31 protein-coding genes are annotated in these 25,113 nt (G+C 41.7%); 13 read left to right on the top strand and 18 right to left on the bottom strand.

Translation table 11 applies throughout. The features are described from left to right. Positions 1-499, top strand: a 499-nt coding sequence (locus tag A3G19_RS10705) for a competence/damage-inducible protein A (RefSeq protein WP_294872750.1), incomplete at its 5' end; no start/stop codon positions are given. Between the two features lie 53 nt (positions 500-552). Then, positions 553-693: a hypothetical protein gene (locus tag A3G19_RS10700; RefSeq protein WP_015653551.1), complete on the top strand. Its 141-nt coding sequence runs from the start codon at positions 553-555 to the stop codon at positions 691-693. Positions 694-697: 4 nt separating this feature from the next. On the opposite strand, the gene htpX is transcribed toward A3G19_RS10700, so the two are convergent. Then, entirely contained in the window at positions 698-1,591 is an 894-nt protein-coding gene (gene htpX / locus A3G19_RS10695; protein WP_294872747.1) for a zinc metalloprotease HtpX, read from the bottom strand. Continuing rightward, complete coding sequence (locus A3G19_RS10690; protein WP_015653553.1) at positions 1,578-2,063, bottom strand: ankyrin repeat domain-containing protein; 486 nt, start codon at positions 2,061-2,063, stop codon at positions 1,578-1,580. Before A3G19_RS10690 ends, htpX begins: the two co-directional genes overlap by 14 nt. Positions 2,064-2,167: 104 nt before the next feature. Here A3G19_RS10690 and A3G19_RS10685 point away from each other — a divergent pair, with 104 nt between their 5' ends. Both A3G19_RS10685 and A3G19_RS10680 read left to right on the top strand, forming a co-directional pair. Further along, a complete protein-coding gene (locus A3G19_RS10685) occupies positions 2,168-3,364 on the top strand; it encodes a tetrahydrodipicolinate N-succinyltransferase N-terminal domain-containing protein (RefSeq protein ID WP_015653554.1) in 1,197 nt (398 codons plus the stop codon). A 70-nt stretch (positions 3,365-3,434) separates the two neighbouring features. Next, entirely contained in the window at positions 3,435-3,740 is a 306-nt protein-coding gene (locus tag A3G19_RS10680) for a hypothetical protein (protein ID WP_015653555.1), read from the top strand. A gap of 4 nt (positions 3,741-3,744) precedes the next feature. On the opposite strand, the gene A3G19_RS10675 is transcribed toward A3G19_RS10680, so the two are convergent. From A3G19_RS10675 to A3G19_RS10630, 10 genes are all read right to left on the bottom strand, one after another. After that, the gene (locus A3G19_RS10675) at positions 3,745-5,220 is read right to left on the bottom strand and encodes an SH3 domain-containing C40 family peptidase (protein ID WP_294872745.1); all 1,476 of its coding nucleotides are present in this window, start codon (positions 5,218-5,220) and stop codon (positions 3,745-3,747) included. Between the two features lie 12 nt (positions 5,221-5,232). Beyond that, complete coding sequence (locus A3G19_RS10670) at positions 5,233-5,892, bottom strand: LexA family transcriptional regulator (protein ID WP_015653557.1); 660 nt, start codon at positions 5,890-5,892, stop codon at positions 5,233-5,235. Positions 5,893-6,248: 356 nt separating this feature from the next. After that, positions 6,249-6,719 (bottom strand): tRNA (cytidine(34)-2'-O)-methyltransferase, encoded by a 471-nt coding sequence (locus A3G19_RS10665; RefSeq protein ID WP_294872743.1) that lies wholly within the window; start codon positions 6,717-6,719, stop codon positions 6,249-6,251. Beyond that, entirely contained in the window at positions 6,720-7,559 is an 840-nt protein-coding gene (gene purU, locus A3G19_RS10660; protein WP_294872739.1) for a formyltetrahydrofolate deformylase, read from the bottom strand. It lies immediately after the preceding gene. Between the two features lie 30 nt (positions 7,560-7,589). Continuing rightward, complete coding sequence (locus A3G19_RS10655; RefSeq protein ID WP_294872736.1) at positions 7,590-7,925, bottom strand: hypothetical protein; 336 nt, start codon at positions 7,923-7,925, stop codon at positions 7,590-7,592. Then, complete coding sequence (locus A3G19_RS10650) at positions 7,916-8,164, bottom strand: tetratricopeptide repeat protein (protein ID WP_015653561.1); 249 nt, start codon at positions 8,162-8,164, stop codon at positions 7,916-7,918. The genes A3G19_RS10655 and A3G19_RS10650 overlap by 10 nt, the downstream gene beginning before the upstream one ends. Beyond that, positions 8,152-9,228, bottom strand: coding sequence for a 3-isopropylmalate dehydrogenase (gene leuB / locus A3G19_RS10645; protein ID WP_294872733.1), 1,077 nt, complete (start codon positions 9,226-9,228; stop codon positions 8,152-8,154). Before leuB ends, A3G19_RS10650 begins: the two co-directional genes overlap by 13 nt. 3 nt (positions 9,229-9,231) lie before the next feature. Then, complete coding sequence (locus A3G19_RS10640) at positions 9,232-9,735, bottom strand: 3-isopropylmalate dehydratase small subunit (protein ID WP_015653563.1); 504 nt, start codon at positions 9,733-9,735, stop codon at positions 9,232-9,234. 98 nt (positions 9,736-9,833) lie between these two features. Next, positions 9,834-10,622: a flagellar basal-body rod protein FlgG gene (flgG, locus tag A3G19_RS10635; RefSeq protein ID WP_015653566.1), complete on the bottom strand. Its 789-nt coding sequence runs from the start codon at positions 10,620-10,622 to the stop codon at positions 9,834-9,836. Between the two features lie 19 nt (positions 10,623-10,641). Continuing rightward, positions 10,642-11,466, bottom strand: a complete 825-nt coding sequence (locus tag A3G19_RS10630; protein WP_015653567.1) for a flagellar hook-basal body protein — start codon at positions 11,464-11,466, stop codon at positions 10,642-10,644. A gap of 145 nt (positions 11,467-11,611) precedes the next feature. Here A3G19_RS10630 and rpoD point away from each other — a divergent pair, with 145 nt between their 5' ends. Together rpoD and A3G19_RS10620 are read left to right on the top strand one after the other, a co-directional pair. After that, on the top strand, positions 11,612-13,471 hold the full coding sequence (gene rpoD / locus A3G19_RS10625) for an RNA polymerase sigma factor RpoD (RefSeq protein WP_015653568.1): 1,860 nt from the start codon (positions 11,612-11,614) through the stop codon (positions 13,469-13,471). Then, complete coding sequence (locus A3G19_RS10620) at positions 13,471-14,157, top strand: hypothetical protein (protein WP_294872730.1); 687 nt, start codon at positions 13,471-13,473, stop codon at positions 14,155-14,157. Before rpoD ends, A3G19_RS10620 begins: the two co-directional genes overlap by 1 nt. On the opposite strand, the gene A3G19_RS10615 is transcribed toward A3G19_RS10620, so the two are convergent. From A3G19_RS10615 to hemL, 5 genes are all read right to left on the bottom strand, one after another. Further along, a complete protein-coding gene (locus A3G19_RS10615; RefSeq protein ID WP_294872728.1) occupies positions 14,158-14,991 on the bottom strand; it encodes a PA2778 family cysteine peptidase in 834 nt (277 codons plus the stop codon). It lies immediately after the preceding gene. 110 nt (positions 14,992-15,101) lie between these two features. Continuing rightward, the gene (locus tag A3G19_RS10610; RefSeq protein WP_294872725.1) at positions 15,102-15,488 is read right to left on the bottom strand and encodes a PA2779 family protein; all 387 of its coding nucleotides are present in this window, start codon (positions 15,486-15,488) and stop codon (positions 15,102-15,104) included. Between the two features lie 92 nt (positions 15,489-15,580). Further along, positions 15,581-16,093 carry a hypothetical protein gene (locus tag A3G19_RS10605; RefSeq protein ID WP_294872722.1) on the bottom strand — a complete coding sequence of 171 codons (513 nt, stop codon included), beginning with the start codon at positions 16,091-16,093 and terminating at the stop codon, positions 15,581-15,583. Then, complete coding sequence (locus A3G19_RS10600) at positions 16,080-16,382, bottom strand: AtpZ/AtpI family protein (RefSeq protein WP_015653573.1); 303 nt, start codon at positions 16,380-16,382, stop codon at positions 16,080-16,082. Before A3G19_RS10600 ends, A3G19_RS10605 begins: the two co-directional genes overlap by 14 nt. Further along, on the bottom strand, positions 16,382-17,665 hold the full coding sequence (gene hemL / locus A3G19_RS10595) for a glutamate-1-semialdehyde 2,1-aminomutase (RefSeq protein WP_294872719.1): 1,284 nt from the start codon (positions 17,663-17,665) through the stop codon (positions 16,382-16,384). The genes A3G19_RS10600 and hemL overlap by 1 nt, the downstream gene beginning before the upstream one ends. Before the next feature lie 121 nt (positions 17,666-17,786). Between hemL and A3G19_RS10590 the strand changes: the two genes are divergently transcribed. The 7 genes from A3G19_RS10590 (at position 17,787) to A3G19_RS10560 (ending at position 23,963) form a co-directional block, all read left to right on the top strand. After that, positions 17,787-18,110 carry a nucleotidyltransferase domain-containing protein gene (locus tag A3G19_RS10590; protein WP_294872717.1) on the top strand — a complete coding sequence of 108 codons (324 nt, stop codon included), beginning with the start codon at positions 17,787-17,789 and terminating at the stop codon, positions 18,108-18,110. After that, positions 18,091-18,495, top strand: coding sequence for a HEPN domain-containing protein (locus tag A3G19_RS10585; RefSeq protein WP_294872714.1), 405 nt, complete (start codon positions 18,091-18,093; stop codon positions 18,493-18,495). The genes A3G19_RS10590 and A3G19_RS10585 overlap by 20 nt, the downstream gene beginning before the upstream one ends. A 77-nt stretch (positions 18,496-18,572) precedes the next feature. Further along, on the top strand, positions 18,573-19,694 hold the full coding sequence (gene tgt / locus A3G19_RS10580; RefSeq protein WP_015653575.1) for a tRNA guanosine(34) transglycosylase Tgt: 1,122 nt from the start codon (positions 18,573-18,575) through the stop codon (positions 19,692-19,694). Beyond that, the gene (locus tag A3G19_RS10575) at positions 19,675-20,472 is read left to right on the top strand and encodes a pyridoxine 5'-phosphate synthase (RefSeq protein ID WP_294872712.1); all 798 of its coding nucleotides are present in this window, start codon (positions 19,675-19,677) and stop codon (positions 20,470-20,472) included. Before tgt ends, A3G19_RS10575 begins: the two co-directional genes overlap by 20 nt. Further along, positions 20,460-21,401, top strand: a complete 942-nt coding sequence (gene pdxA, locus A3G19_RS10570) for a 4-hydroxythreonine-4-phosphate dehydrogenase (RefSeq protein ID WP_294872709.1) — start codon at positions 20,460-20,462, stop codon at positions 21,399-21,401. Before A3G19_RS10575 ends, pdxA begins: the two co-directional genes overlap by 13 nt. Beyond that, entirely contained in the window at positions 21,391-22,464 is a 1,074-nt protein-coding gene (locus A3G19_RS10565) for a PilZ domain-containing protein (protein ID WP_015653578.1), read from the top strand. The genes pdxA and A3G19_RS10565 overlap by 11 nt, the downstream gene beginning before the upstream one ends. A gap of 17 nt (positions 22,465-22,481) precedes the next feature. Next, positions 22,482-23,963, top strand: a complete 1,482-nt coding sequence (locus A3G19_RS10560; protein WP_294872706.1) for a hypothetical protein — start codon at positions 22,482-22,484, stop codon at positions 23,961-23,963. 1 nt (position 23,964) lies between these two features. Here the strand turns inward: A3G19_RS10560 and nspC are convergent, their stop codons facing one another. Continuing rightward, positions 23,965-25,107: a carboxynorspermidine decarboxylase gene (nspC, locus tag A3G19_RS10555; protein WP_294872703.1), complete on the bottom strand. Its 1,143-nt coding sequence runs from the start codon at positions 25,105-25,107 to the stop codon at positions 23,965-23,967. Positions 25,108-25,113: the final 6 nt, after the last annotated feature.

Raw genomic sequence — 25,113 nt, 5'->3', positions numbered from 1 at the left:
CAACGTCTTCAGTGACGGTGAATTGATTCCGCATGAACAGTTTACGCAGGATATTATTGAGCGTTTCGCAGAAGCAGCCTATCCTCACCGAGTCCATATGGCTGAACTCCCTAAAGAATCTGAGCTTCTCCATAATACAATCAATAATATGTCTGGATTTTATCTTGAAGATCGCTACTTCTTTATGCCGGGATTTCCTGAAATGTCCCATCCGATGGTTGAGGAAGCATTGAAATGTTTTTATCCCAAAGCACCGTTGCTTTTTCGTCATACACTCATCGCTCAAACCTCTGAAAATACTCTGATTGATGTGATGAATAGAATGGATAAATCAGTTGACTTTTCATCTTTGCCGATGATGAACGGAGGAAATCCAATAGTTGAAATTTCTGTTGCATCGCTTGATTATGAATTGGGTATTCAAAATTTTCAGCTATTTATCGATGCTTTAGAGGAAAAATTAATTCCTTTTGAAATCATTCTAAATAACAAAAAATAAAGATTTTAAATATTTTGTCGATTTACTTATAATACTAGTTATGAGGAGATTGGATGAGTACAGTAAATTATTTACTCGTTGCACTAAGTATCAGTGCGGTTGTGTATGTATTCTATCGATATGTTTTTCTCAAAAGCCCGAAAAAAGAGTTACCGCACAAACCGCATTTTACACTCAAAATCGAGTCTGAATGACTCGCTAAACATAATGTCTGTCATAGAGCTTGTTTTGTTCTGTAGACGAATTAAGTTCCTCTTTTAATGCCTCTAAACGTTCCAATCGTTGTTCCGTCGTAGGGTGGGTACGGAAGAGATTCGCAAATGAAATTTTTTTGCCATCAAAGGGACTTATGATAAACATATGGGCATTTTCCGGAGTTGCTCCGTGCACTTCTCCTCTTCCGTTATAGTTCGAAAGTTTTATCAGAGCATTTTGAAGCCATTCAGGATGTCCGGTCAAACGTGCCGCACCTTCATCCGCCATAAACTCACGTGATCTGCTGATTGTCATTTGAATTATGCTCGCAGCGATGGGGAGTAAAATAGCCATGGCAATCATCAAAATCGGATTACCGCCTCGATTATTTCGGTTACCGAACATCGCACCAAACTGCATGATATTCGCAGCAAAGGCGATGGCTCCGGCGATGGTAGCCGCGATGGTTGCAACCAAAATATCCCGATGCTCAACATGGGATAGCTCATGTGCCATAACCCCCTCTATTTCATCCTCAGAAAGCAACTCTAACAGTCCTGTCGTAATTGCTACGGCAGCATGTTCAGGATTACGACCGGTGGCAAATGCATTGGGGATATGATCATGGATAATATAGACTTTTGGCATTGGTAAATTTGCACGTTCGACAAGACGTTCGACAACACGGTAAAGCATTGGTGCTTCTCGGGGGTCAACCTCATGTGCATTGTAATGTTTCAATATCATCGCGTCGGAAAAATAATAGGCGTAAAAGTTCATTCCTCCCGCGATCAGGAGGGCAATTGCCATACCGCCGGTTCCCCCAAAGTATCCGCCGATAAGTACGAGAAGTACACTTAAAGAACCTAATAATAAAAACGTTTTAATCTGTTCCATCGTTACCTCCTTCTAAAAGAGCCAAAATTGATTTTTTATGCATTTTGCGTGCAAAATCGAGAGCACTTAATCCATAAGCATCGCGAGAGTGTATATCGACATTTAATTCCAATAATTTTTTGATTACATCAACACGTCCGTAACAAACGGCTCCCATGAGTGGAGTAAACCCGCTTCTGCGTGTCGGTTGATTGACATCAAAACCATCCACAATCAGTTTTTCAATGAGGGGCAGATTGTTATACGTGACAGCTACATCAAATACACTAACCCCTTCCTCATCTACATGATGAATATCGGCTCCGTTATCGATTAATAAATCGATTATTTCACTATCACAGTGATAGCGCATAGCAAAACAAATCACCGATTCACCGTTCTCTTCCACCTCATTGGGGTTGCCGCCGCTTTTGAGATGTTTTTTAACACCAAGATAATCATTCGCTTTTAATAATTCAATCCATTGTTCCATAATCATTCCATCAATAATATGCGATAGTATAACATGCAAGATTCAACTGAAGTCTAGGCTCTTATGGTAAAATTCCACATTAATTTTATAACAAGAGAGCAAATATGGAAATTCTAGAAACCGAATCAGCGTTTAAAGCATGTGTTCAAGAGATTCAAAACACTACAGGATTCAAAAATCCCCTCGCATTCGGTATTTGCCGTGTTGATTTCGGTCAGCTTAACAGCGATAAAATCCTCCAAGCCTCGTTCCCTCATATCAACTGGAACGAAAACTTCGGCAGTGCGGCGATCTTTATCAAAAGTGCTCAAGAGCAAGGTTTCGAGATTGATTTTACCGCGAATGAAGTAATTGTCCCCGTAACCCTCAAATTTTTAGAGGGGTGTTTAAACGCATTTACCCCCTATTCAGATGAAGCGTACGGGGATGCACACAAAAATATCCAAGTGATCTCAGCCCTCTATAACCAAATCAAAGAACGCGGTATGCGCGAGGGTGAGTTCCGTCTTGTACTATTGTTTGATGATGTCGCTTGTGTCAGTGTTGAAGGTACGTATCTCAAACTTTACGCATTATCAACATCTAAAGCACCGCTTCGCTCTCTTAATCTTAACGGTGCATTTGGCGCATTGCATAATGTCGCATGGTCGGACGGGCAACCGATCGAACTCGAATGGTTGCGTGAAAATGAGATTGAACTTAAATTTGCCAACGAATATCCAAAAATTGATTTCGTCGATAAATTCCCGCGTTATCTCCAACACATTATCCCGGCTAACAATACTCGAGTATTGGACGATTCAAAAGTCCGTTTCGGTGCGCAACTCCATGCCGGTACGACGATCATGCCGGGTGCCAGCTATGTCAACTTTAATGCGGGAACTACCGGTGTGAGCATGGTAGAGGGGCGTATTTCCAGTTCTGCCGTTGTGGGTGATGGTTCAGACGTCGGCGGCGGGGCCTCAATCCTCGGCGTTTTGAGCGGAACCGACGGAATCCCCGTCACAATCGGTAAAAATACCCTGTTAGGGGCTAATTCGGTAACGGGTATCGCTCTAGGGGATGGATGTATCGTCGATGCGGGGATCGCCGTATTGGCGGGAACAAAATTTGCGGTGAGTGCCGAAGAGTTGGCTAAAATCCAAGAAGCAAATCCTGCAACCGCATTGAGCGGAACCAGTTTCAAAGGTAAAGATTTGGTCGGATTGAACGGTATCCATTACCGACAAGATTCAACAACAGGTCAATTGCTTATCCGCCGCTCTACACGTGAAGTGAAGCTCAATGCCGATTTACACTAATCGAATTACCCTGCTAACTCTTAAGCGAGCGGGGAATATACTTTTCTTATCTGATAATAAGGAGCTTTAGATGATGAGCTCAAACATCTCTTCTTTGATGTCGAATCAAACTTATATGAATAACAATGCCCAAAATGTGGCAAATGTTAATACCGATGGGTATGTTCCACGCAATACGACTGTCAGTGAAACACAAAACGGATCAACTAAAGCCAATACGACATTGGCTACGTCGAACGGAAGTGAAAAATCACAGACCAATCTCTCGAAAGAGTTAACGGATCAGATTTCGATCGAAAAAATTGCTGCTTCAAACGTTCAAGCAATTCGAACCCAAGATGAGATGCTGGGCTCGCTTTTAGATATTCGAGGATAATTTTTTAAAGAGATTTCTTTTTGGGAATATTTTTAGTATTACGAGTAAGGGTAGTCGGAGGTTGAGTAAATATATTCATACTCTCCACGCGTGAAAGTAATTTCATAGCCGGATCGAAATCTTCTAAATCCGCTCCCAGTTCTAATGTACTGATTACCGCTTTACCGATGATATGACGTCCACGATTGCCTTGCTTATCGAGGGTACGTACTCCCCAAACATTATGCATCACCATTACACTATCTTGATAGGTGCCAACGTAAAGCAATACATGCCCTTTGAGATAAATAATGGTTTCGAATGGGATGCCTTTTTCTTTTATTAGAAAGAGCTTTTCATCATCGCTCAGCCCTGTAAATGAGACGATGTCACCTTTCCGTGCTTGCGCAGAAGAGTTACGCGGGAGCCAAATTCCAAATGGGGTCATCATGTCACGTATCATAGAAGAACAATCACGTTCTCCATACATTCCGCCCCAACCGTAGGTATTTTTCAGCAGTTGTGTTCCAATGGTAATTAAGTCACTTTTGTTGAGTCGGCTTACACCGATATGGGCTGAGTGTTTTGGCAGAGACAGGATTTTGGTTGAACTGTTTGTATCAATCGCTTTGACATAATAGTTGTCACCCTCGACACGTTCCAAAGGTAAAACCATACCCACGCGTGAATAGGCAATAAATCGGTTCGTATTGTCCAATAACGCTATATTATCTTCAATCAAAAAAGCTTTTTCGGATTTTTGAATCATAAGCGCTGTTTCATCATTGATCAGAGTAATACCGTCTGATTTGACCCATCCTGACACGTTATTGGTAAAAATATAGCTCCATGCCCCGTCTTTTGAGGTATGTGAGATAAAAATAGGTTCATTGTAATTGACACTGCTATTTTGCAAGAGATCGAATGGATACCCCTCCCCCGGCAGTGCGGGATTTTTATACAGTGGTTTATCCGTCGGAAATGCTCGAATATCCATCCATTTTAGAGTAATCGCTTTTTTATTGATCGTTCCGTAGGCTTCAAAATTACTTTGCTGTTTCATCTCTTCAAACCATAAAGGGGGGACTGGTTTTAGATTACTTCCATACCCTCCTCTGAAAGCTCGAAGCGGCCATGTGACCTCTTCTACTTTTTGAGGTGCAGCAATGTACCCCCACGGTGAAAAGTAACGCATTTCAAAGCTATTTTGAACTTCAAATAAATTTTCACGATCAACACCGTTTTTTTCGACATACGGGGCCATCGATTGCTCAAATCGTTCCAAATCGTTTACTTTTGGACCGTATTCAGGGAGCTTTAGTTCAAGGTCTTGGGGAAGCATGCAACAAAATGGATCACTCAAAGCACTTTGATTTGTATCAAGTGTTTTAGTAGCATTAGGAGACTTTATTGGTGCAGGTATCACAGGGGTAGTTATATGGGTGCTACACCCCCCCAATACCAATAAAAGCCCACTTATCCATACGGTTGTTTTCATCATACATTTCCAATATTATTCGACTCCGCCAAAACGTCCTACAACTCGGCCGATAATTTCGACTTCATTTTTATGTGCAACATAGGTTGGATAGTCTTTGTTATCTGAAATAATATCAAGTTTACCATCAATCCGCACTTGCAAACGCTTAATAAAGAGCCCGTGTTCAGTTCGAATGGTAAAAATTCCCCCTCGGCTTAGATCCGTTTTAGAACGGTTGACAAAAACTATATCGTTATAGCTAAAAGAGGGCTCCATGGAATCACCGGAAACATTGATAGCTTCGATATGACGCAGCTCTTTCTCTCCTCCGAGAGAAAAAACAAAATTTTCTTCCAACATTAAAGGCTCATACTCGAGTTCGTCGTTTTCCGCCCCTCCACCCGCAGAGGCGTTGACCGAAGAGAAATAGCGCACCATATATACACGGTTAGTCGGTTCTATCAAACTCTCAGGAGATTGGTTATAGAGCAACCAATTGATAGCGATAGAGCGTTTAGCGCAAAAATCGAGTAATTCACTAAAGGGAACTTTGTTGCGTTTTTTCATGGTGGCAAAATTCATTTGTGAAATATCCAATAATTCAGCCACATCTTTATCAAACACTTTTTTATCGGGGAATTCGGAAGAGACAATATCTTTGATTGCCTCAACGATATCACTGAATGTTTTCATATTGAAATCCTTTTGAAGTATTGATAGTATATTGTAGGTATTATGCCATAAAAAAAGCAATTATATGACAAAATGACATATTTTATATCGATATTTTTAAATCAATCTACAATTTGCCTAATATCACTCAAGGAGTTGACAATGGCAAAGGTTATTCGCAAAGCAAACGGATGGATGGATAAATTTGAAATGAAGATGGGAATGTGGGCAGAGAAAATTTTTTAGTCTAAAGATTTTTTTCTTGATCCTCTTTCTCCATTTTATCCAGACGGGAAAGATGATATCCTCTAAAGATAAAGACGAGAAAAATAATAAATAAAACAATGACGAAAGTATCGAGAATTTGAAACCACATGTTACATCATCTTTCGGTAAGAATTAAAATTTTGTTTGATCGCTTCATAGAGGATTATTCCGCTGCTGATAGCGAGATTTAGACTTCGTCCTTCTTTGGTCATCGGTATAGTCATTGTTTGATTTGGAAATGATTCCAGGATATCACTTGGAATCCCAGATGTTTCACTGCCGAATAAAAGATAATCACCCTCTTTGAAATCTAGTTCAAAATAGGGACGGTCTGTTTTAGTAGTCGCGAAGAAAAAACGCTCAGTATTAGGGTGAGCATTCATGAAATCATCGATATTCTCCCAGACATGCAAATCGATTTTATGCCAATAATCCAAACCTGCACGACGTACCGCTTTTTCATCGATATCAAAACCGATTGGTTTGATTAGGTGTAACGATGACCCGGTATTAACACACAACCTTCCTATTGCCCCTGTATTATTCGGGATTTGAGGAGTGACTAAAACGATATTAAACATTTAGAAAATGATCGTTTTATTGGCATGAACAAAAATACGATCCTCCAATGCTAATTTAAGTGCTTTGGAGAGGACGATTTTCTCAACGTCACGGCCCAAGCGCTGCATCTCTTCCCATCCGTAGGCGTGATTGACGTGGATAACGTCTTGCGCGATGATCGGTCCCTCATCGAGATGATTGTTTACGAAATGGGCTGTTGCGCCGATAATTTTGACTCCACGCTCATACGCTTGTTTATACGGATTCGCTCCAATAAAGGCAGGGAGAAACGAGTGGTGGATGTTGATGATTTTATCTTCATAAGCTCTAACGAAACGGGGAGTCAAAATACGCATGTATTTTGCCAGTACCATATAATCGATCTCACCGAGTTCTGAGAGCTGTGCGAGAACACGTTTTTCATGTTCATCACGGTCGCATCCTTCATGTGAGACGGTATAAAAAGGGATATCAAATTTTGAAACCAACGGCTCCAGTAAATCATAATTTGAGACAACTCCCACAATGTGACAATCGAGTTCACCTGCTTCGTAGCGAATTAAAATATCGCCCAATGCATGAGACTCTTTGGTCGCCATCAAGACCACCCTTTTTTTACGCGGAGCGATAACTTCCAAATGGGCGTTTACAGGTAAAATAGCTTTTAGTTCAGAACGAAGTACATCGGGTGCAATTTCACCGGCAACAACGCTGCGCATAAAAAATTTATTGTGGGCTTTATCGACAAATTCATTATTGGAAATAATATTGAGATTACGGTGAAAAAAGACACTCGATACTTTATAGACGAGCCCTTTTTCATCGTTACAATGGATCAATACCCGATAGTGTTCGTTCATTCTTTAACCTCTAGTGTGGAGCATTTTAAATTATTTGATCGTATCCAAACGATGATCGATCGTTGCTAAAAGATATTCAAGAAAATTGAGTGTCAAATCCACTTTCGCTTCAATTTGGACATTATTAGGAGATTGAAATCCTTCAAAAAGAACGAGGAGGCGTTCTCGAATCCCCTCTAGCATTCTTGCTTCGTCATCACGTACGGTATGAATGCTCTCAACGTTCAAATGATCCTTTTTGATAGGTTCATCATGATGAAATGGGTTTTCCTCTTTGAGAGGCTCAATTTTTTCAGCGCTTTCAGGAGATGCAGCTAACTCTTCAATCTCTGCCAATGTGGACAAAATAACATCTTTTAGTTCCATGCGCGTAACAACCACCTTTCAAACTGAATAAATTCAGCCTCTTCGTCCATTTGGACAAAAAAAGCTTTCATTTCATTGTTGACCCCTAAAAACTTTTTACGCATCCCTGAGAGACGACGAATTGCAATTTTTGCATCCGCATTTGAGGGGTCTTTTTTTAAAATCTCTTTGTAAATTTCAAGAGCATCTTCTTTGAGCCCTTGAAGTTCGTAAATATTAGCGAGGGTTAGAGTTTGCATTTGGCTGCAAAATTTGCGATGATGGAACCCATTTCGCTGGTTGAACATATCTCTTTAGCATCGAATCCCGCAATATCTTTGGTACGGTAGCCTTCAGCAAGCGCTTGTTTGATGCCGTAATCGATACGATCTGCCGCTTTGTGCTCGTTAAGGGCGAAACGGAGCATCATTGAAGCACTCGCGATGGTAGCGATAGGATTTGCAATCCCCTGCCCTGCGATATCGGGAGCCGAACCGTGAATCGGCTCATACACCCCGATAGCTGCACCGACAGACGCCGAGGGGAGAAGCCCGATCGAACCTGAGAGCATACTAGCTTCATCACTTAGAATATCTCCGAAGATATTTCCGGTCAAAATTACGTCGAATTGTTTCGGATCTCGAATCAACTGCATCGCCGCATTATCGACATACATGTGGCTGAGTTCTACCTCAGGGTATTCTTTCGCTACTTCTTCGACCACTTCACGCCACAACTGGCTTACGTCAAGTACATTTGCCTTATCAACCGAACACACTTTTTTAGAACGTTCCATCGCGATTTTAAAGGCCACATGCGCGATGCGGATGACTTCATCGCGGGTATAAACCATCGTATTCCATCCACGGTTTTCATCACGCCCTTTTGGCTCACCGAAATAGATGCCGCCGATCAGTTCGCGGACAACCATCAAATCAACACCTTTAACGATTTCAGGTTTGAGCGAGCTTGCATTAACGAGTTCATCATAAACATTGGCCGGACGGAGGTTGGCAAATACACCCAACTCTTTACGGAAACGGAGCAAACCGCTCTCAGGACGTTTTTCTCTCGGGAGGGTATCCCATTTGGTTCCACCGATAGCGCCGAAAAGTACCGCGTCGCTTGCTAAAGAGATATCAATCGTCTCTTGAGGCAACGGATCACCCGTAACGTCGTAAGCGCATCCGCCCATAAGAGCTTCTTGGTAGTTGAACTCCAGGTTTTCACATGCAGCAACCGCGTCCAGAACTTTTACCGCTTCATCAACGATTTCAGGACCGATTCCATCCCCTTTGATCAGTGCAATGTTGTAACTTTTCATCAATTATTTCTCCTGAGCTGCTATTTCGGCATTTGCGTAATTCATTAATCCGCCGGCACTTAGTAATTCTTGCATAAATGGCGGAATCGGGATAAAGTTGTATACTTTTCCATTGGTTGTATTGGTGATTGTTCCTGCATCCATATCGATACTGACCGATTCACCCTCTTTGATTTCTAAACTTTCTGTAAGTTCAAAAATCGGGAGTCCCATATTGAACGCGTTGCGATAAAAAATACGGGCAAAAGTTGGAGCGATAACCGCAGCTACACCGGCTGCTTTGAGGGCGATCGGTGCATGTTCGCGTGAAGAACCGCATCCGAAATTCTCATCGGCAACGATAATGTCACCGGGGATCATTTTGCTCACAAATGTTGGGTCAGCATCTTCCATGACATGTTTTGCGAGTTCTTTTGGGTCTGAAGTATTCAGATAACGTGCGGCAATAATGAGGTCGGTATCGATATCTTTACCGAAATTCCAAACTTTCCCTTCAATCTTTTGCATCAAAAAAATCCTATGTTACGTAAAATTAAGGGGATTATAGCCAAGAAGAGTTGAAAGAGTTTTAAATCCCCGAAAAAGGGATTTAATAGTGATTAATATTAGCGTTTCAATCCGTTGGTTGTTGCGAGCATTTCATCGCTGGTGGTAATAACTTTGGAATTCGCATCGTAGGCACGCTGTCCGGTGATAAGATCGGTCAATTCAACGACGAGCTGAACGTTTGAAAGTTCCACAAATCCTTGTCGAATATTTCCTAAGCCGTCTACGCCCGGAGTACCTTCAACCGGTTGACCTGAACTGTCCGTTTCCACAAAAAGATTATCTCCCATCGCATGCAAACCGGCCGGATTGATAAAGTTGGTCAATGAAATTTGTCCTACCTGAGTTGCTTGCGCTTGTCCTGATTGGGTAACGCTGACAATACCATCCGTTCCGATACTGATATCGATAGAATCTTCGGGAACCACCACTTCAGGGACGAGTTTGTATCCGTCCGAGTTTACGAGCGTACCGTTTTCATCGACTTTAAATGAACCGTTGCGGGTATAGACTTCGGTTCCGTTTGGGAGTTCGAGTTTAAAAAAACCTTTGCCGGTAATGGCAGTATCGAGGGTATTGTCCGTTTGTTTGAGACTCCCCTCGGTAAAGATTTTATTGATAGCGGTTGGTCGTACCCCAAGCCCCACTTCGATCCCGGTAGGAGATTTGGTTGTATCGCTGGTAGATGTTCCCGCATAGGTCATAACTTTGTACATCAAATCGGCGAATTCAGCACGTGACTTTTTATATCCCATCGTATTAACGTTGGCAATATTATTCGCCGTGGTATCGATTTGGGTTTGCATTGCCATCATTCCGGTAGAACTGGTGTAAAGTGATTGCATCATGAGTCATATCTCCTTAAGTTTATCGTCGTGTTGAAGCGATTTTTTCAATCGCATCACGGTTAAGATCATTCATTTGTGAATCCATCGCTTTTTGATACATACCGACAAGACGATTGGCTTCAACCAATGCGATCATTTCATTGACTGCATTAACATTGCTTTTTTCAACAAATCCCTGCATTACACTTCCGCTTTCGGTTAAGGGTGTCAGTGGATCAGTTGATTCTGGAATATAGAGATTCTCGCCCTCTTTTTTGATGGCTCTTAGATTTTGAGGTTCAACGACAAGCAATTTTTTGTTGGCTACCATTTGCATTGAATCAGGAACATTAGTAGAAATTTGTCCATTTTTATCGATCGTAACAATGCTGTCTTGCTGAGTCAATTTAATCGTTGTTTTGGTTTTAAAATAATCAGCCGGTAGAACTTCATGTCCTTGTTTATTGACCAGATTTCCCTCATCATTAATAGTAAATGAGCCATCTCTCGTAAGACGAACCCCTTGCGGTGTTTTGACCGCAAAAAATTGTCCCTCTTTCGCAAGAGCCAAATCAAAGGTATTATCGGTTCGCTGCATTGATCCTAATGAATGGTCGGTATAAGCATCAGTAATCTGAGGAACACGAGAGAGAGAACGGTTGAAATATTGGGCCGCTTCTTCCGTTTGATTGGAAATCGGAAGCTCACTTTGCGCCGTTTTAAATAAACGTGCAAAATCACCCGTAATCAGTTGATCTCGTTTGTATCCCGTTGTATTGGCATTAGCCAGGTTGGAAGCAATCGTATCCATACGATTAAACTGTGCTACCATCCCCCCTGTTGCCGCATAATATCCGGTCTGCATTTATCATCCTTGTGGAGTATTGAGACTCTGATAGCAACAAGTGTTCCAATATATTTTATGGAATACATTTTGCGAGCAAACATAGACTTTAAGAAAAATTTCGGTATAATCCACATCTTTTTAAACGTAAGGGAGCCCTCCTAGAATGAGCGTCAAAGATCTAAATAAACACCTCGAAACTCTATTTGCCGAACATAAATCTAAAAATTGTCTCACGTATGAAACAATTGTCGATCCTTTTGACAAACAACCTACCCTTGCCCAAGCAAAAACTATCCTAAAGCTGGCTCAAAAACACAAGATATGTCTTTTTACCTCTTCAGAACACGCGAAAATGCTCAATCAGCAAGAAGCAGCTGCCAAACGTGCCGCTCAACTTAAATACATTGAAGAAGCCAGCGGTGATGAATTTGACATTCTTAAACAGCATGAACTTCTCGAGTGGTCACGTTCTGATTCTCCGGTTCGTATGTATTTACGTGAAATGGGTCAAATTCCCCTTCTAACCAAAGAAGAAGAGGTTGAGATCTCTAAACGTATGGAGATGGGGGAAGGGATTATTATCGATGCAATCTGTTCGGTCCCTTACCTTATCGATTTCATCCTCGATTACAAAGATCCACTCATCAACCGCGAACGTCGTGTCAAAGAACTCTTTAAAAGCTTTGAAGAAGAGAACGAAGAAGAAAATGATGACAGCGATGATGAAATCGATGAAGAAGAAACAACGGAAAAAGCCCCGTCGGTAAAAGATAAAAAACGGGTTGAAAAAGTTGTTACCAGTTTTAAAGCACTTGAAAAAGCGAAAAAAGATTGGGTTAAAGCAACCGAAAAAATGTTAGATGAGTGTTCGATTGATGAGATGGATGCTGAGTATGTTTTATTCTTCCTCAACGTCAGCTTCAAGAAAAAAATGCTCAAAGAAGCATTGTTGGATCTTGGACCAACCTCTAAGCTTATCAATGAATTGGTAAGGTCGATGGAGACAGCATTGCGCAGTGATGAAGGGTTTGATCGTGAGCTCAAACGTCTTGAGTACAAACTTCCCCTTTTTAACGATCAGCTCAAAAAAAATCATGTATTGATTTTGAATAAAATTTGCGATTTGACCAAAGAAGAGATTGCTACCAAAGTTCCTGAAGCAACTATGGTCAGCACCTATATGGAAATCAAAAAACTGATCCAAACCAAAGAGGCTTCCAAAGGGGGCTTCAATATGGAGCCTGAAAAGTTAGCCGATATTTTGGAACAGATCAAACGGGGTAAAAATATCTCTGAAGTCTCTAAAACCCGTATGGCAAAATCGAATCTCCGTCTGGTTGTTTCGATTGCTAAACGTTATACCAACCGAGGTCTTCCTTTCCTTGATTTGATTCAAGAAGGAAACATCGGATTGATGAAAGCGGTGGATAAATTCGAATACCAAAAAGGGTATAAGTTCTCAACCTACGCGACGTGGTGGATCCGTCAGGCGATCAGCCGTGCTATCGCCGATCAGGCACGTACCATCCGTATTCCGATTCATATGATTGAAACGATCAACCGTATCAATAAGATTATGCGTAAACACCTCCAAGAACACGGAAAAGAGCCGGATGTCGAAACCATCGCGGAAGAAGTGGGCTTGTCGGTTGAAAAAGTTAAAAATGTTATCAAAATTACCAAAGAGCCGATTTCACTCGAAGCTCCTATCGGGAATGAAGAGGACGGACGTTTCGGTGATTTCATCGAAGACAAAATGTCACTCTCTCCAAGTGACGCTATTTTGAAAGACGATTTGAAAGTCCAAATCGAAAGTGTTTTAGAACAGCTCAATGAGCGTGAAAAAGCAGTTATCAAAATGCGTTTCGGTATTATGGACGATGAAAGTGACCGTACCCTCGAAGAGATTGGTAAAGAGCTTAACGTTACTCGTGAGCGTGTCCGTCAGATTGAGAGCAGCGCGATCAAGAAACTCAAACACCCTAAAGTGGGTCGTAAACTTAAAAATTATATCGAGGACTGATGACATTCGATCAGCAATGGATTGAGTACGACTTTAATCCATTTATCCTTTTTAACTCCGGCGGGAAAATTGTTTCTTTGAATACCGAGGCGCAGTATCTCCTCGGTGCGATTGAAGCATCTGCTATCTATAAAATAGCAACGACATATGCCAGCTCTTCTTTCGGATTTAAAACGACTTTTCTGGAACTTGAATTCGGACGATTTAAATTTTTCGGGATTACGGTTGGATATGAAGATGAAGAGCAAATCGGTATCCGGCTCTATCAACTCCCCTCGTTCCAATTTACGGCCCAAAAGCCTAACGGTCAGTTGATTAATGTTTATACTCTGATCGATTTATGTATTAGTTCCAATTCAATCGGAAGTCAAACCAAATATACCAAAGAGCTCGATCCCACAATCCCTGAGATTCGCCTTCAAACCGAGATGTTTATCAAATTGCTTAATAAAATTTACGTCTCTATGTCCGGAAATGAAAAGATTCTAACACGATTGTTTTTCCGAGTCGGTGAACATATCAAATTTGAGGGAGAAAAATATTCACTCTTCTCCATCGAAATATCTGCCGAATCGATTATTCGCAAATATCTACCGGAGATTACCCATTTAGCGGAAGAGAATAATCTGTTTATCGATCAAAAAGAGAATAAAATAACGATCAACGTTCCGATGATCGTGAAGTAATTACTTTTTTAACAGCTCTTCACGGGTATTGAGGAGCATTTTTTGAATTTCAGGATCTTTACTTACTGCAGTGTCCAACAACATCAATCCTTCTTTTTCTCTCCCTGTTTTTGATAAGAGTATTGCCAAATTATTCAGAGCAAGAGGATGGGATGGATTACTCAACAGAAAACGGCGATAGCTCTCCTCCGCCTCGCTAAGACGATCTAGACGGTAATAACTGTTGGCTAAGATAAAATGGATATCCGAATCTTCAGGCCAACGTATAAGTGCACTTTGATAGCTTTGGATCGCTTCCACGACCATACCGATTTTCTCCAGTTCATACACGGAACGCAAGAACTTTTTGGATGAAGCAGATGCCGGTATCACTCCAGGCGGAAGAAGGACAACTCCCCAATTATCACTGCGTTTCCACATCTTCGCAAAAGTTTCAACCGCTAGCGGCTCATTTGGCTGATCTGAAAAATGGGTTAAAAGTTTCCGATTCGTCTCATCGTATCCGTTCACAGGAATATAGTGCCACAGGGGATACCATGAATAACTCCGGTTGATTAATAGAATAACCGGATGATGAGCGGCAAGCTCACTAAAGAGTGCGTCAAAATTCGGTTCTAAAGGATAGGCTATGAGTCCGTTCGCACGCGCAGTGCTCATCAGTTCCGCTTGCAACGTACCCCCTTTGAGCGGAATCAGCGTACGATGATCCAGTTCCTGTATCGATAATTTAGGGGTATATTCACCGATTGACTGCCAATACAATGAAATCATTTGAATGGATGTTGAACCGCATAGATCTGCACGTGGGGCGATAAAAGGAACGTTCATAGACATCGAAGGATAGACTCTCCCCTCTGGGAGAGGATCTTTGAAGGCACAACCGCCTAGCATAAGTAAAGCTGCAGCCCAGTATAAAAAGAAAAGAAAATCTCTTATTGCCACGTTTAACGTACTGAACGGGTAAAATTAAACACTTTTGTAAGCCCAAGGATATCAGTAATTAACAAAACAATAAAGATAAATACAAGCGCACCGATAATGCTTCCGCCGTCACCGCCGGCGGGCAACGTATCAATCTTCGATGCGATTGTGTTGATTTCATCATCGCTCAATGATGCCACTTTCAGTTCGATCATTTTAGGATCGACTCCCATCTCTTCAAATGCTTTGGCAACGTCCTCGCGTGCAACAAATTGAGAAACTTTATCGTGTGAAGATACCGTTACAGGTGAACCTAAAAGTAACTCTGTCGAAGCTATTTGCCCCCATGAAACTTGAGCAAATAGTGTTATGCTCAAGATCAATGAAACCATCATTTTTGAGATATACATCTTAACCCCTTTTCTCACTTTTATTTACTATTATATTACTTGATTATTGTAGCTCTCTTTGTGTAAACGCATAGTTAATATATTTAATATTCTTATAATTCTGAAATAAACAGTTTTTTAGCGAGCAGATACCCTATCGGGATTCCCGCTGCAAGCCCTACCAAATAAGGCAATATTTCCAATGAATGATTGTTTTCTAATGCGATAAATCCTAATACTAAAAATGCATAAGGAATCAAGCGATAGATTGATACCAATGCTGTGGCGTTTTTGGTCGTATTCTGGACAATGTTGCTTTTCTGACGCGCTTTTTCCTCTTTAATCATCTGTTTGATATCGGTGATCTCTGACTCACGTTCTTCTTCGTACAAGTCATACGGGTCATCCATCATATCAATAGCATCTTTTGTATCTTCCACATCTGCATCGCCGATGCGGCTTTGAATCATATTACGGTAGGAATAGAGTGAGCCCATAACAATTGCCATAGAGGTAAACATCGCAACACTAAAGTTGGCATAGAGCGCAACAGAATCCATCAATAGCAATAATGAGCTTAAAAAAGCAATAGCGAGAATGAGAAAAGGCTTTTTAATCTTCGTCATCGTCATCGTCATCTTTTTGTGATTTTCCCATGTTGTAGCGAGGATCTTTTGCGAGCTTTTCAAACTCTTTGTATTGCTTGCTGTAGGCTTTAAACACATTTAAAAAAGCGGCGGCGATACCGATAGCGACACCGACCCATAACAGCCATGTGATTCCGGTGAGTTTTTTAAGGCCTAATCCGATAGCCACACCGATCAAAATGGCGACTACCATCGAAATACCTAGAGATAAAGTTTCAGCCCCCTCGATAATCGGTTTTAAACGAGGTTTTTGCTCTTCATTTTCCATTACAGTTCTCCGAAAATTTTGTTCGCCGCAGCGATGGTCTCTTCGATCATTTCATCGGTCGTAGCGGTTGAGATAAATCCGGTCTCAAACTGAGAACAGGCAAAATAAAATCCATCATCGAGCATTGCCGCGTGGAAACGTGCAAAGCGAGCCGTATCACTCTTGAGTGCTTCAGCAAAATTTGCTACCGATTCATCACAAAAGAAAAATCCGAACATTGAACCACGGACATCGGTTTGCAATCCTATATGGTGTTTTTTAGCCGCTTCCGCAAAGCCATTCATTAAACGTTTAGCCCGTTCTTCTAAAACTCCGAATATGCGTGCGTTGGTTTTAAGTTTACGGATTGAAGCTAGACCCGCCGCCATCGCAACGGGGTTACCACTGAGGGTACCTGCCTGATAAACACCGCCTTCAGGTGAGAGGTGTGCCATAATCTCGCGACGACCACCAAACGCACCGACCGGCATACCGCCGCCGATTACTTTTCCGAGAGTTACGAGATCAGGTTTGGTTCCTGTGATGCTCTCTGCACCGTGTAAACAGGCGCGGAAACCGCTCATTACTTCATCAAAAATGAGTAATGTACCGTATTCGTCACACACTGCACGAAGCTCGGCAAGAAAATCTTTGGTTGCAGGAACGAGCCCCATATTTCCAGCGATAGGTTCAATAATAACACAGGCGATTCCAGGGCTATCTTTGAAACATGCTCTAACACTCTCGATGTTGTTATATTCCGCTAGCAATGTATGCTTCGTAAAGTCCGCAGGTACTCCCGGTGAGCTCGGTGTTCCGAATGTCACGGCACCGGAACCCGCTTGAACGAGAAGCGCATCACTGTGCCCGTGGTAGCATCCCGTGAATTTGACGATGTCATCACGCCCGGTAAAACCGCGAGCAAGACGGATCGCACTCATAACTGCTTCGGTTCCGCTGCTGACGAAACGGATTTTCTCGATAGAGTCATAGATAGAGATAATCAGCTCCGCAAGTTCGGACTCCGCCTCGGTCGGCGCACCGAAACTGAGACCGTGTTTGACGGCTTCGATAACGGCATGTTCGATCGTTTCATCACGATGACCGAAAATCAACGGTCCCCAGCTCTGCACGTAGTCGACATAGCGATTGTCGTCGATGTCAACCAAATAACCGCCCTCTCCGCGCGCTATAAAACGGGGAATTCCGCCGACACTTTTAAAGGCGCGTACCGGAGAATTAACTCCGCCCGGAATAAGTTCTTGGGCTTTTTCAAAGGCTGCTTGGGAGTGTTTAATGCTCATAAAAATTCCTGCATAATTGTTTTTGGTATTATAGCTAAGATTCTATAATCAGGCATCCATAGGTAGTGCCTTTACTTTTTTTAATGTATAATTATTCCCATTACAAAACAGGAGGGATCAGATGGTAGACATCGAAGTAGTCAAACACGAAATCGTAGAACGTCTTAAAACTCTTGATCCCGATAAAATCATCCTGTTTGGCTCTTATGCATACGGAAATCCTACTGATGAGAGTGATATCGATCTGTTTTTGGTGAAAGATACCGATGATAGCAATTTCGAAGCGACAGCTATGAAAAATATCACCGATTTGATCTACAAATATAAGATCGGATTTGATCTGCTTTCTGCCCCTGCCAATTTTATCGATCAAAGAGAAGATTATTTTTACAAAATAGATATTCTCCAAAACGGGAAAGTCCTCTATGAACGAAACGTCGGCTAAAGAGTGGCTCACCAAAGCGTGGCATCATCTGAGTTCAGCTCAGGTTTTGTATAAGGTCGAACATTATACGGATGTCATTGCGATTGATCTGCATTATGCAGTTGAAATCATGCTAAAGTCATTTTTAGCGTATGAAAACAAGCAAATCCTCAAAACCCATAACCTTATAGAGTTGCACAGTTACATCATCGATACCATTGATTTCGATGAACATGAAAAAGATATGCTAAGATTAATAACGACGTACCACATCAAGGAATCATATCCGACACTGCACAGACGACTCCCTCCAAGAGAAGAAATCAAACAGGTATTGGATTTTACCAATAAGCTTTTTGATAACGTTTGTACCCTACTCAATATCCCTATCGACAAAACTACCTAAAATTTATACACTGCTCACTGTAATAATGACAAACCCGCTTAGATGCGGTAAAATAACGAAAAAACTCAAGGTATTTTATGGAATTTAAGGTCGATGCCACCTGCGGCAAAGCACGAGCATGTACGATCACAACGGCACACTCGACAATACAAACCCCTATTTTCATGCCGGTAGGGACGGTAGGCTCGGTAAAAGCACTTGATATGGCCGATATGACGGAGCTTTTGGATACTCAAATCATTCTTGCCAATACCTATCACATGTATCTGCGCCCCGGAGATGAGACTGTCGCTAAATTGGGTGGTTTACACGGCTATACGACCTATCCGAACAGCTTCTTGACTGATAGCGGCGGGTTTCAGGCATTTAGCCTCAGTGATATCTCCAAACCGACCGAATCAGGGATCGAATTTCGCTCTCACATCGACGGCTCCAAACACTTTTTTACCCCCGAAAAAGTGATCGATATCCAAAACAATCTGAACAGCGACATTATGATGATTCTCGATGACCTCGTCGCCCTTCCCGCAACACAGGAGCGTATCAAAACGTCGATTCAGCGGACAACCCAATGGGCGCAGCAATCGATCGACTATCACCGAAACAATCAGACGAAAGGGATAGGTGTCAATCAAAACATTTTTGCCATTATCCAAGGGGGAACGGACTTTAATTTCCGTACTCAATCGGCTGAAGAACTCTGCGCGATGGATTATGACGGATTTGCTATCGGAGGTCTTTCGGTCGGTGAAGCGAACAATCTCATGTACGATACGGTTGAACACACTACCCCATTGATGCCCGCTGATAAGCCACGCTATCTCATGGGGGTTGGAACGCCTGAAGATTTGGTTGAGAACATCGAACGGGGTGTTGATATGTTCGACTGCGTTATGCCGACTCGCAATGCCCGTAACGGAACCCTCTTTACGACGTTTGGAAAAGTAAATATCAAAGGTGCTCGTTATAAATTCGATGCCGAACCGATCGATCCTGAATGCCAGTGCTACACCTGCCGCCGTTATAGCCGTGCGTACCTTCACCATTTGTTCCGTTCCAAAGAGCTGACCTATTTTCGTCTCGCATCGCTTCATAATCTCCATTATTACCTGTGGCTGGTTAAACAAGCCCGTGTAGCTATCCTATCCGGTCAATTCATTCAATTTAAAAAGGATTTCTATGCTCGAAGACAATCTTAAGCTCGGTGTTAATATCGATCATATCGCGGTACTTCGAGAGGCACGTAAAATCAATGATCCCGATCCCCTGATGGCATTAGGCATCTGTGCACTAAATGGTGCAAATCAGATCACAATCCATTTACGTGAAGATCGCCGTCATATACATGATGAAGATGTCCGTCGTATTCTGGAAACTTCTTCTCTCCCTGTTAATTTAGAGTGTTCCATCAATCCTGAAATTATCGACATTGTCTGCCGATTACGTCCCCATCGTGCTACCTTGGTTCCTGAAAAAAGAGAAGAGGTTACGACAGAGGGGGGACTCGATGTTAAAGGACAATACGAATCAATATTAAATGCTATTAATAAACTTTTGGAAAATGAGATAGAAGTCTCCCTTTTTATTGATCCTACTCATGAAGCAGTAGAATATTCCAGCAAGCTTGGAGCACAATGGATTGAACTGCATACCGGTACGTATGCGAACGTATACGCAATGCGTCACTCCGCCCTTCCCCATTCACACCATGCGATTAAATCGCTCCGTCTAAGCCGTAAAGAACTCGATAGCCGTTTGAATCGATCGTATGAAGAGATTGTCGATACGGCCAACAAGGCACGTATGTTAGGATTGAAAGTAGCCGCAGGACATGGACTGAATTACCAGAATGTTAAGCCAATTGTTGAGATTGATACGATCGAGGAGCTAAACATCGGACAGAGTATTATTGCACGTGCGGTATTTACAGGTTTAGCGACGGCTGTATCGGACATGAAAGCCTTATGCCAGCGTTAAAGAGTATCGCAATCAGCGTAGGAGATTTGAACGGTGTGGGTTTTGAGATTATACTCAAAGCTCATAACGTGATCAAACAGCTTTGCAATCCTCTCTACTGTATCAATTACACAATGGCACAACAAGCGGCATCGTTGCTGCATACCCAATTTCCGAATGATTTTTATATGTTTAAAGTCCCCGGTGAATTTACAATCGAACCAGGGAAAGTATCGGCTTCTAGCGGACGTTACAGCTATGATTCTTTTATCGCGGCTGTGGAACTCGCTCAATCAAAAGCCGTTGATGCGATCGTCACTCTCCCTATCCATAAAGAAGCATGGATGATGGCAGGGATCGAATACGTCGGACATACGGATGCCCTGCGTGATATCTTTAAAAGCGATGCGATTATGATGCTTGGATGCGATAAGCTCTATGTTGCATTGTATACCGAACATATTCCGCTCCGAAAAGTTATTGACCATATCCGTGTTGAAAAGATTACCGATTTTCTGCTGCTTTTGCATAAAAGTATCAATCGCTCTCCTATCGGGGTACTGGGGCTTAACCCGCATGCGGGGGATCACGGTGTTTTGGGTAATGAAGAGACGGTTATTGAAGAGGCCATTAATGAAGCGAATCGGAAAATTAGAGCGAATATATTTGAAGGCCCTTTAGTCCCCGATGTCGCCTTTACACCTCGAAGCAGAGAGTATTATAAAACGATTGTTGCTATGTATCACGATCAGGGATTGGCTCCGCTCAAAGCACTCTATTTTGATGAAGGGATTAATGTCTCCTTAGGGTTGCCGATTATCCGTACTTCGGTTGATCATGGGACAGCATTTGACATCGCTTATGAAAATAAAGCGTCCATATTAAGTTATACTAATGCCATAAAAGCTGCTATTGAATTTCAAGAACAAGGTGTATGTTTTGGTCAATAAATCACCTATCAATGTTTTTAAATCACTGGTCCATCCGAAATTTGATGCCGATGCATTTCGTTTAACATTTATCAAAGCGGCTTGGAAAGTTTATTCTGAAAATGAAAAAGAGCTTGTTTCCCAAAGCCGTTTTCAACAACTGATCGGCAAACTCTACGATTGGCTCTTTTTGGACAAAAAAGGGAATTATGCTACGGTGCTCAGCGATGTTCGAGACCTCTTTCGCAATTCTGAAGCGGTAGAACGTTTTTTCTCCGATACTTTTTACATCGTTCTTAATTATTACATCAAATCTTTTTACGGCAATCTGGGCGGCTGGGAAAAAATTATTCTGTTTGCTACGGCGATTGAACGTTTTATAACCCATGCTTCGAATCGATTAGACGATGAATCATTCTTTATTTTTGAAGATACCTTTATCAATGCTCTTGAAAAACTCCGTCAACGTGCAAAACCCATCACGGTGCTTAATACTTACTACGGTGTACCGATACAATACCCGGCACATATTCTTCATACCGATATTCAAAGTGTCATTCTTCGGGTACACCCACTCCAAGAAACAGCTGCTATATTGCAAAACGGCATTTATATCCTCAAAAACGGACAATTAGTCAATGATGTCTATGCTTCCGTAAACCCGATTATGGTCGATGGAGAACGTGTGTTGGAACTCAAACGTTTTGATCAGCTTGAAACATCGCTTTTTCATCGACAAAGCATTCGCGTTCACCCCCCTAAGCCGTTTTCCTTTATGGTCCAGCATCCAAAACTGACATTACACTGCAACCTGTATGATATTTCGATCGGAGGGATAGCGGTTACCAGTAAACAATCCTACGCACTGCCTACCCTGAGCGAAGTATCTTTAATGTTTCCAGCTGAAGTGATGGGAAATCCGGTAGAGTTCAAAGGGCAGCTGGTCTACAAATCCTCTTATGAGGGTGGATACAAATACCATTTTAAAATTATTCCTACCCTTCAGCAAGAGGGGGAACTCAGTAAATACATTACGAAGCGTGAGCAGGAAATTATTAAAAAGCTCCGAGATGAAATCGTTTAAGATGTCAGTGTAACACCATGAATCCAAAAGTTGTATCGGATATGGTAATCGTACTCGATGAATTTATGCCATGTGATCTCTATGCCCTCGATTTTACACAGGAGTCCTACAGAACCCTTTTAAAAAAATTGAATATTCATAATGAAATTTTGTTTAACGATAAAAAAGGTGCTATCAAGAAAGCACTTTGCATCTATTTTACTAAAACCTACCAAGAGATTGAGGTAGAGTTATCCATGACACAATGTACTTTGCAACAATCTTTAGCATCTTCTTCAGGGTCCGAACCATTAGACCGTATAATATTTCAAAATAGGTTGTGTTTGATTGACATTCTAAAGCGGAAAGCAGAGTTTTCTTTATTGCCTCATCTTATCTCAATCCCGGAAATGCTCCGAAGTGAATTATTTCAACCTTTTGTAGAGATGAATCAAAATTTTGAAACTGCACGACAAGTGATGCGTCAACAAATTGATAAAATTTTTGAGTTGGATCAGCGTGATATTGTTCTGTTTATACGGGGACGGATAACTATACGGAACTATATACCTGCTAAAAAAATCCCTGCAGGAATGGACAAAAGGTTTGCCGGTGAATCTCCGGAATTAATGGCTGAGATGTATACCAACAATTTTCCTGATGGTGCATGGTTACATATAGAACCTGCTTTAGATGAAGTTATCGCCGAAAAGTTAAATTTTTCAATCATAGATAATCATACATTTTCAAGAACCTGTATACCGGTATTTCGAACGATGATTGAAATACTTCTTTTAGAGATTCTCAACGAAGAGGAAAGAGACAAAATTGAAGGCTTTTCAGGGTATGTTCTACGCCAATATTTTCAAAGCATATTTTTATACACGGCAAAAAATCTTTTACAGTTTGTAGAAAATCGAGATAAAAATACTGAACTTTTCATTAAATATTATGCTGATGAAATTATTATTGATGCAAACGGAAATAAAGTTCAAAAGTATGCGATTACAGATACGAAGAATCAAAAGTGGAACTACAGTTCTATTCTTTCAATTATGATGCAGTACAAGCAGATGAAACTTCGTATCAGTGCTCAAAAAGAGGCAATTAATTTTGCGCAAACCAAAATTAGTGAATCTCAAGCTGAAATTGAGTCTGAAAAAGATCAATGCAATCTGATCGGTGAGAAAGTAGAAGAAATTGAATCTTTGATTGCGGAAAATGATGGAGACATTCTGAAGTTAAAATCCAAGGCAAAGACAAATAATTCGAATCATACTGAAATACAGCGTCTTAATAATTTGCAAGACAATTTATTCGTGCAAAAGAAAAGTGAAAAATATCATTTAGAACTTTCAAAGGGACGTTTAGCCAATAAAAAAATAGAGCTTGTACGTCGGAATAAAAAACTGTTTTACGAACAAAATGCTTTAAAAACATTAATCGAACTAACGCTGCCTACCTCTCAATCGTACGAGCAATTAGCCGAAGTTGTTGCACTAACCCTTGCTAAACGTTGAATCAAGAGAGACGATTTCGATAATCCTCATATCCGAATTCATGGACAATTTTGAGCTCACCCTCTTTGGTCCAAATGGCAAGTGATGGGAGTTTGATTCCATTGAAAGTTGTGTTTTTCACGAATGTATAATGGATTTGATCTTCGAAGATAATATAATCACCCACTTTGAGCGGCTCATCAAATGAGTAATCACCCATGATATCCCCTGCGAGACACGTATTTCCTCCAAAACGGTACGTATACGCTTTTTCACCCGCTTCTCCTGAGCCTCGTATCATTGCTCGATACGGCATCGCGAGGGTATCGGGCATGTGTGCTTCAGCGGAGCTGTCTAAGATGGCGATATCCATCCCGTTGTGGACGATATCCAGTACCGATGCAACCAAAGGTCCGGTTTGCCATCCGATCGCTTCTCCGGGTTCGAGATAGACGGTGATATCGTTGTGCCGTTTTTTAAACTCTTTGATAACCTCAATAAGACGATCCACATCATAATCGACACGGGTGATATGGTGCCCTCCTCCGAAATTGATGTATTTCATTCCATCAATGTAATCGCCGAATTTTGCTTCGAACGCGTCAAGGACCCCTTCCAAGGCATCGACGTTTTGTTCGCACAGTGCGTGGAAGTTAAGCCCGTCGAGTTTGGAAACAATCGTATCGTCAAAATTGGCTATTGTTGTACCCAAACGGCTGTAAACTCCGCAAGGGTTATAGAGATCGACCGGTGATGATGAGTACTCCGGATTAACGCGGAGGGATACCGAGATGTTAGGATTGATTGATTTGACACGCTCATAATAACGGCGAAACTGTGCGGGTGAGTTGAATACGATATCATCGGAGATTTGAGCGATCTCATCGATATCTTCGTCTTTGAATGCCGGAGAGTAGGTGTGAACCTCTTTATTCATCTTCTCACGTGCTAATTTGGCTTCGTGAAGTCCACTCGCCGTACATCCGTGAAGGTATTTGGATACGAGCGGAAAGGTGGACCACATCGCAAAACCTTTGAGTGCAAGGATGATTTTTGCTCCCGATTCACGCTGTACACGTTCCATAACTTGTAAGTTTTTCTCTAAGAGAGCCTCTTCACAAATATAGCATGGGGTGTGGGGGAGTTTTGAAAAATCGATACTCATCTCTAA

This window comes from Sulfuricurvum sp. RIFCSPLOWO2_12_FULL_43_24, from assembly GCF_001829605.1.
In the GTDB taxonomy this organism is placed as follows: domain Bacteria; phylum Campylobacterota; class Campylobacteria; order Campylobacterales; family Sulfurimonadaceae; genus Sulfuricurvum.
This window is presented reverse-complemented; position numbering and strand designations above follow the sequence as displayed.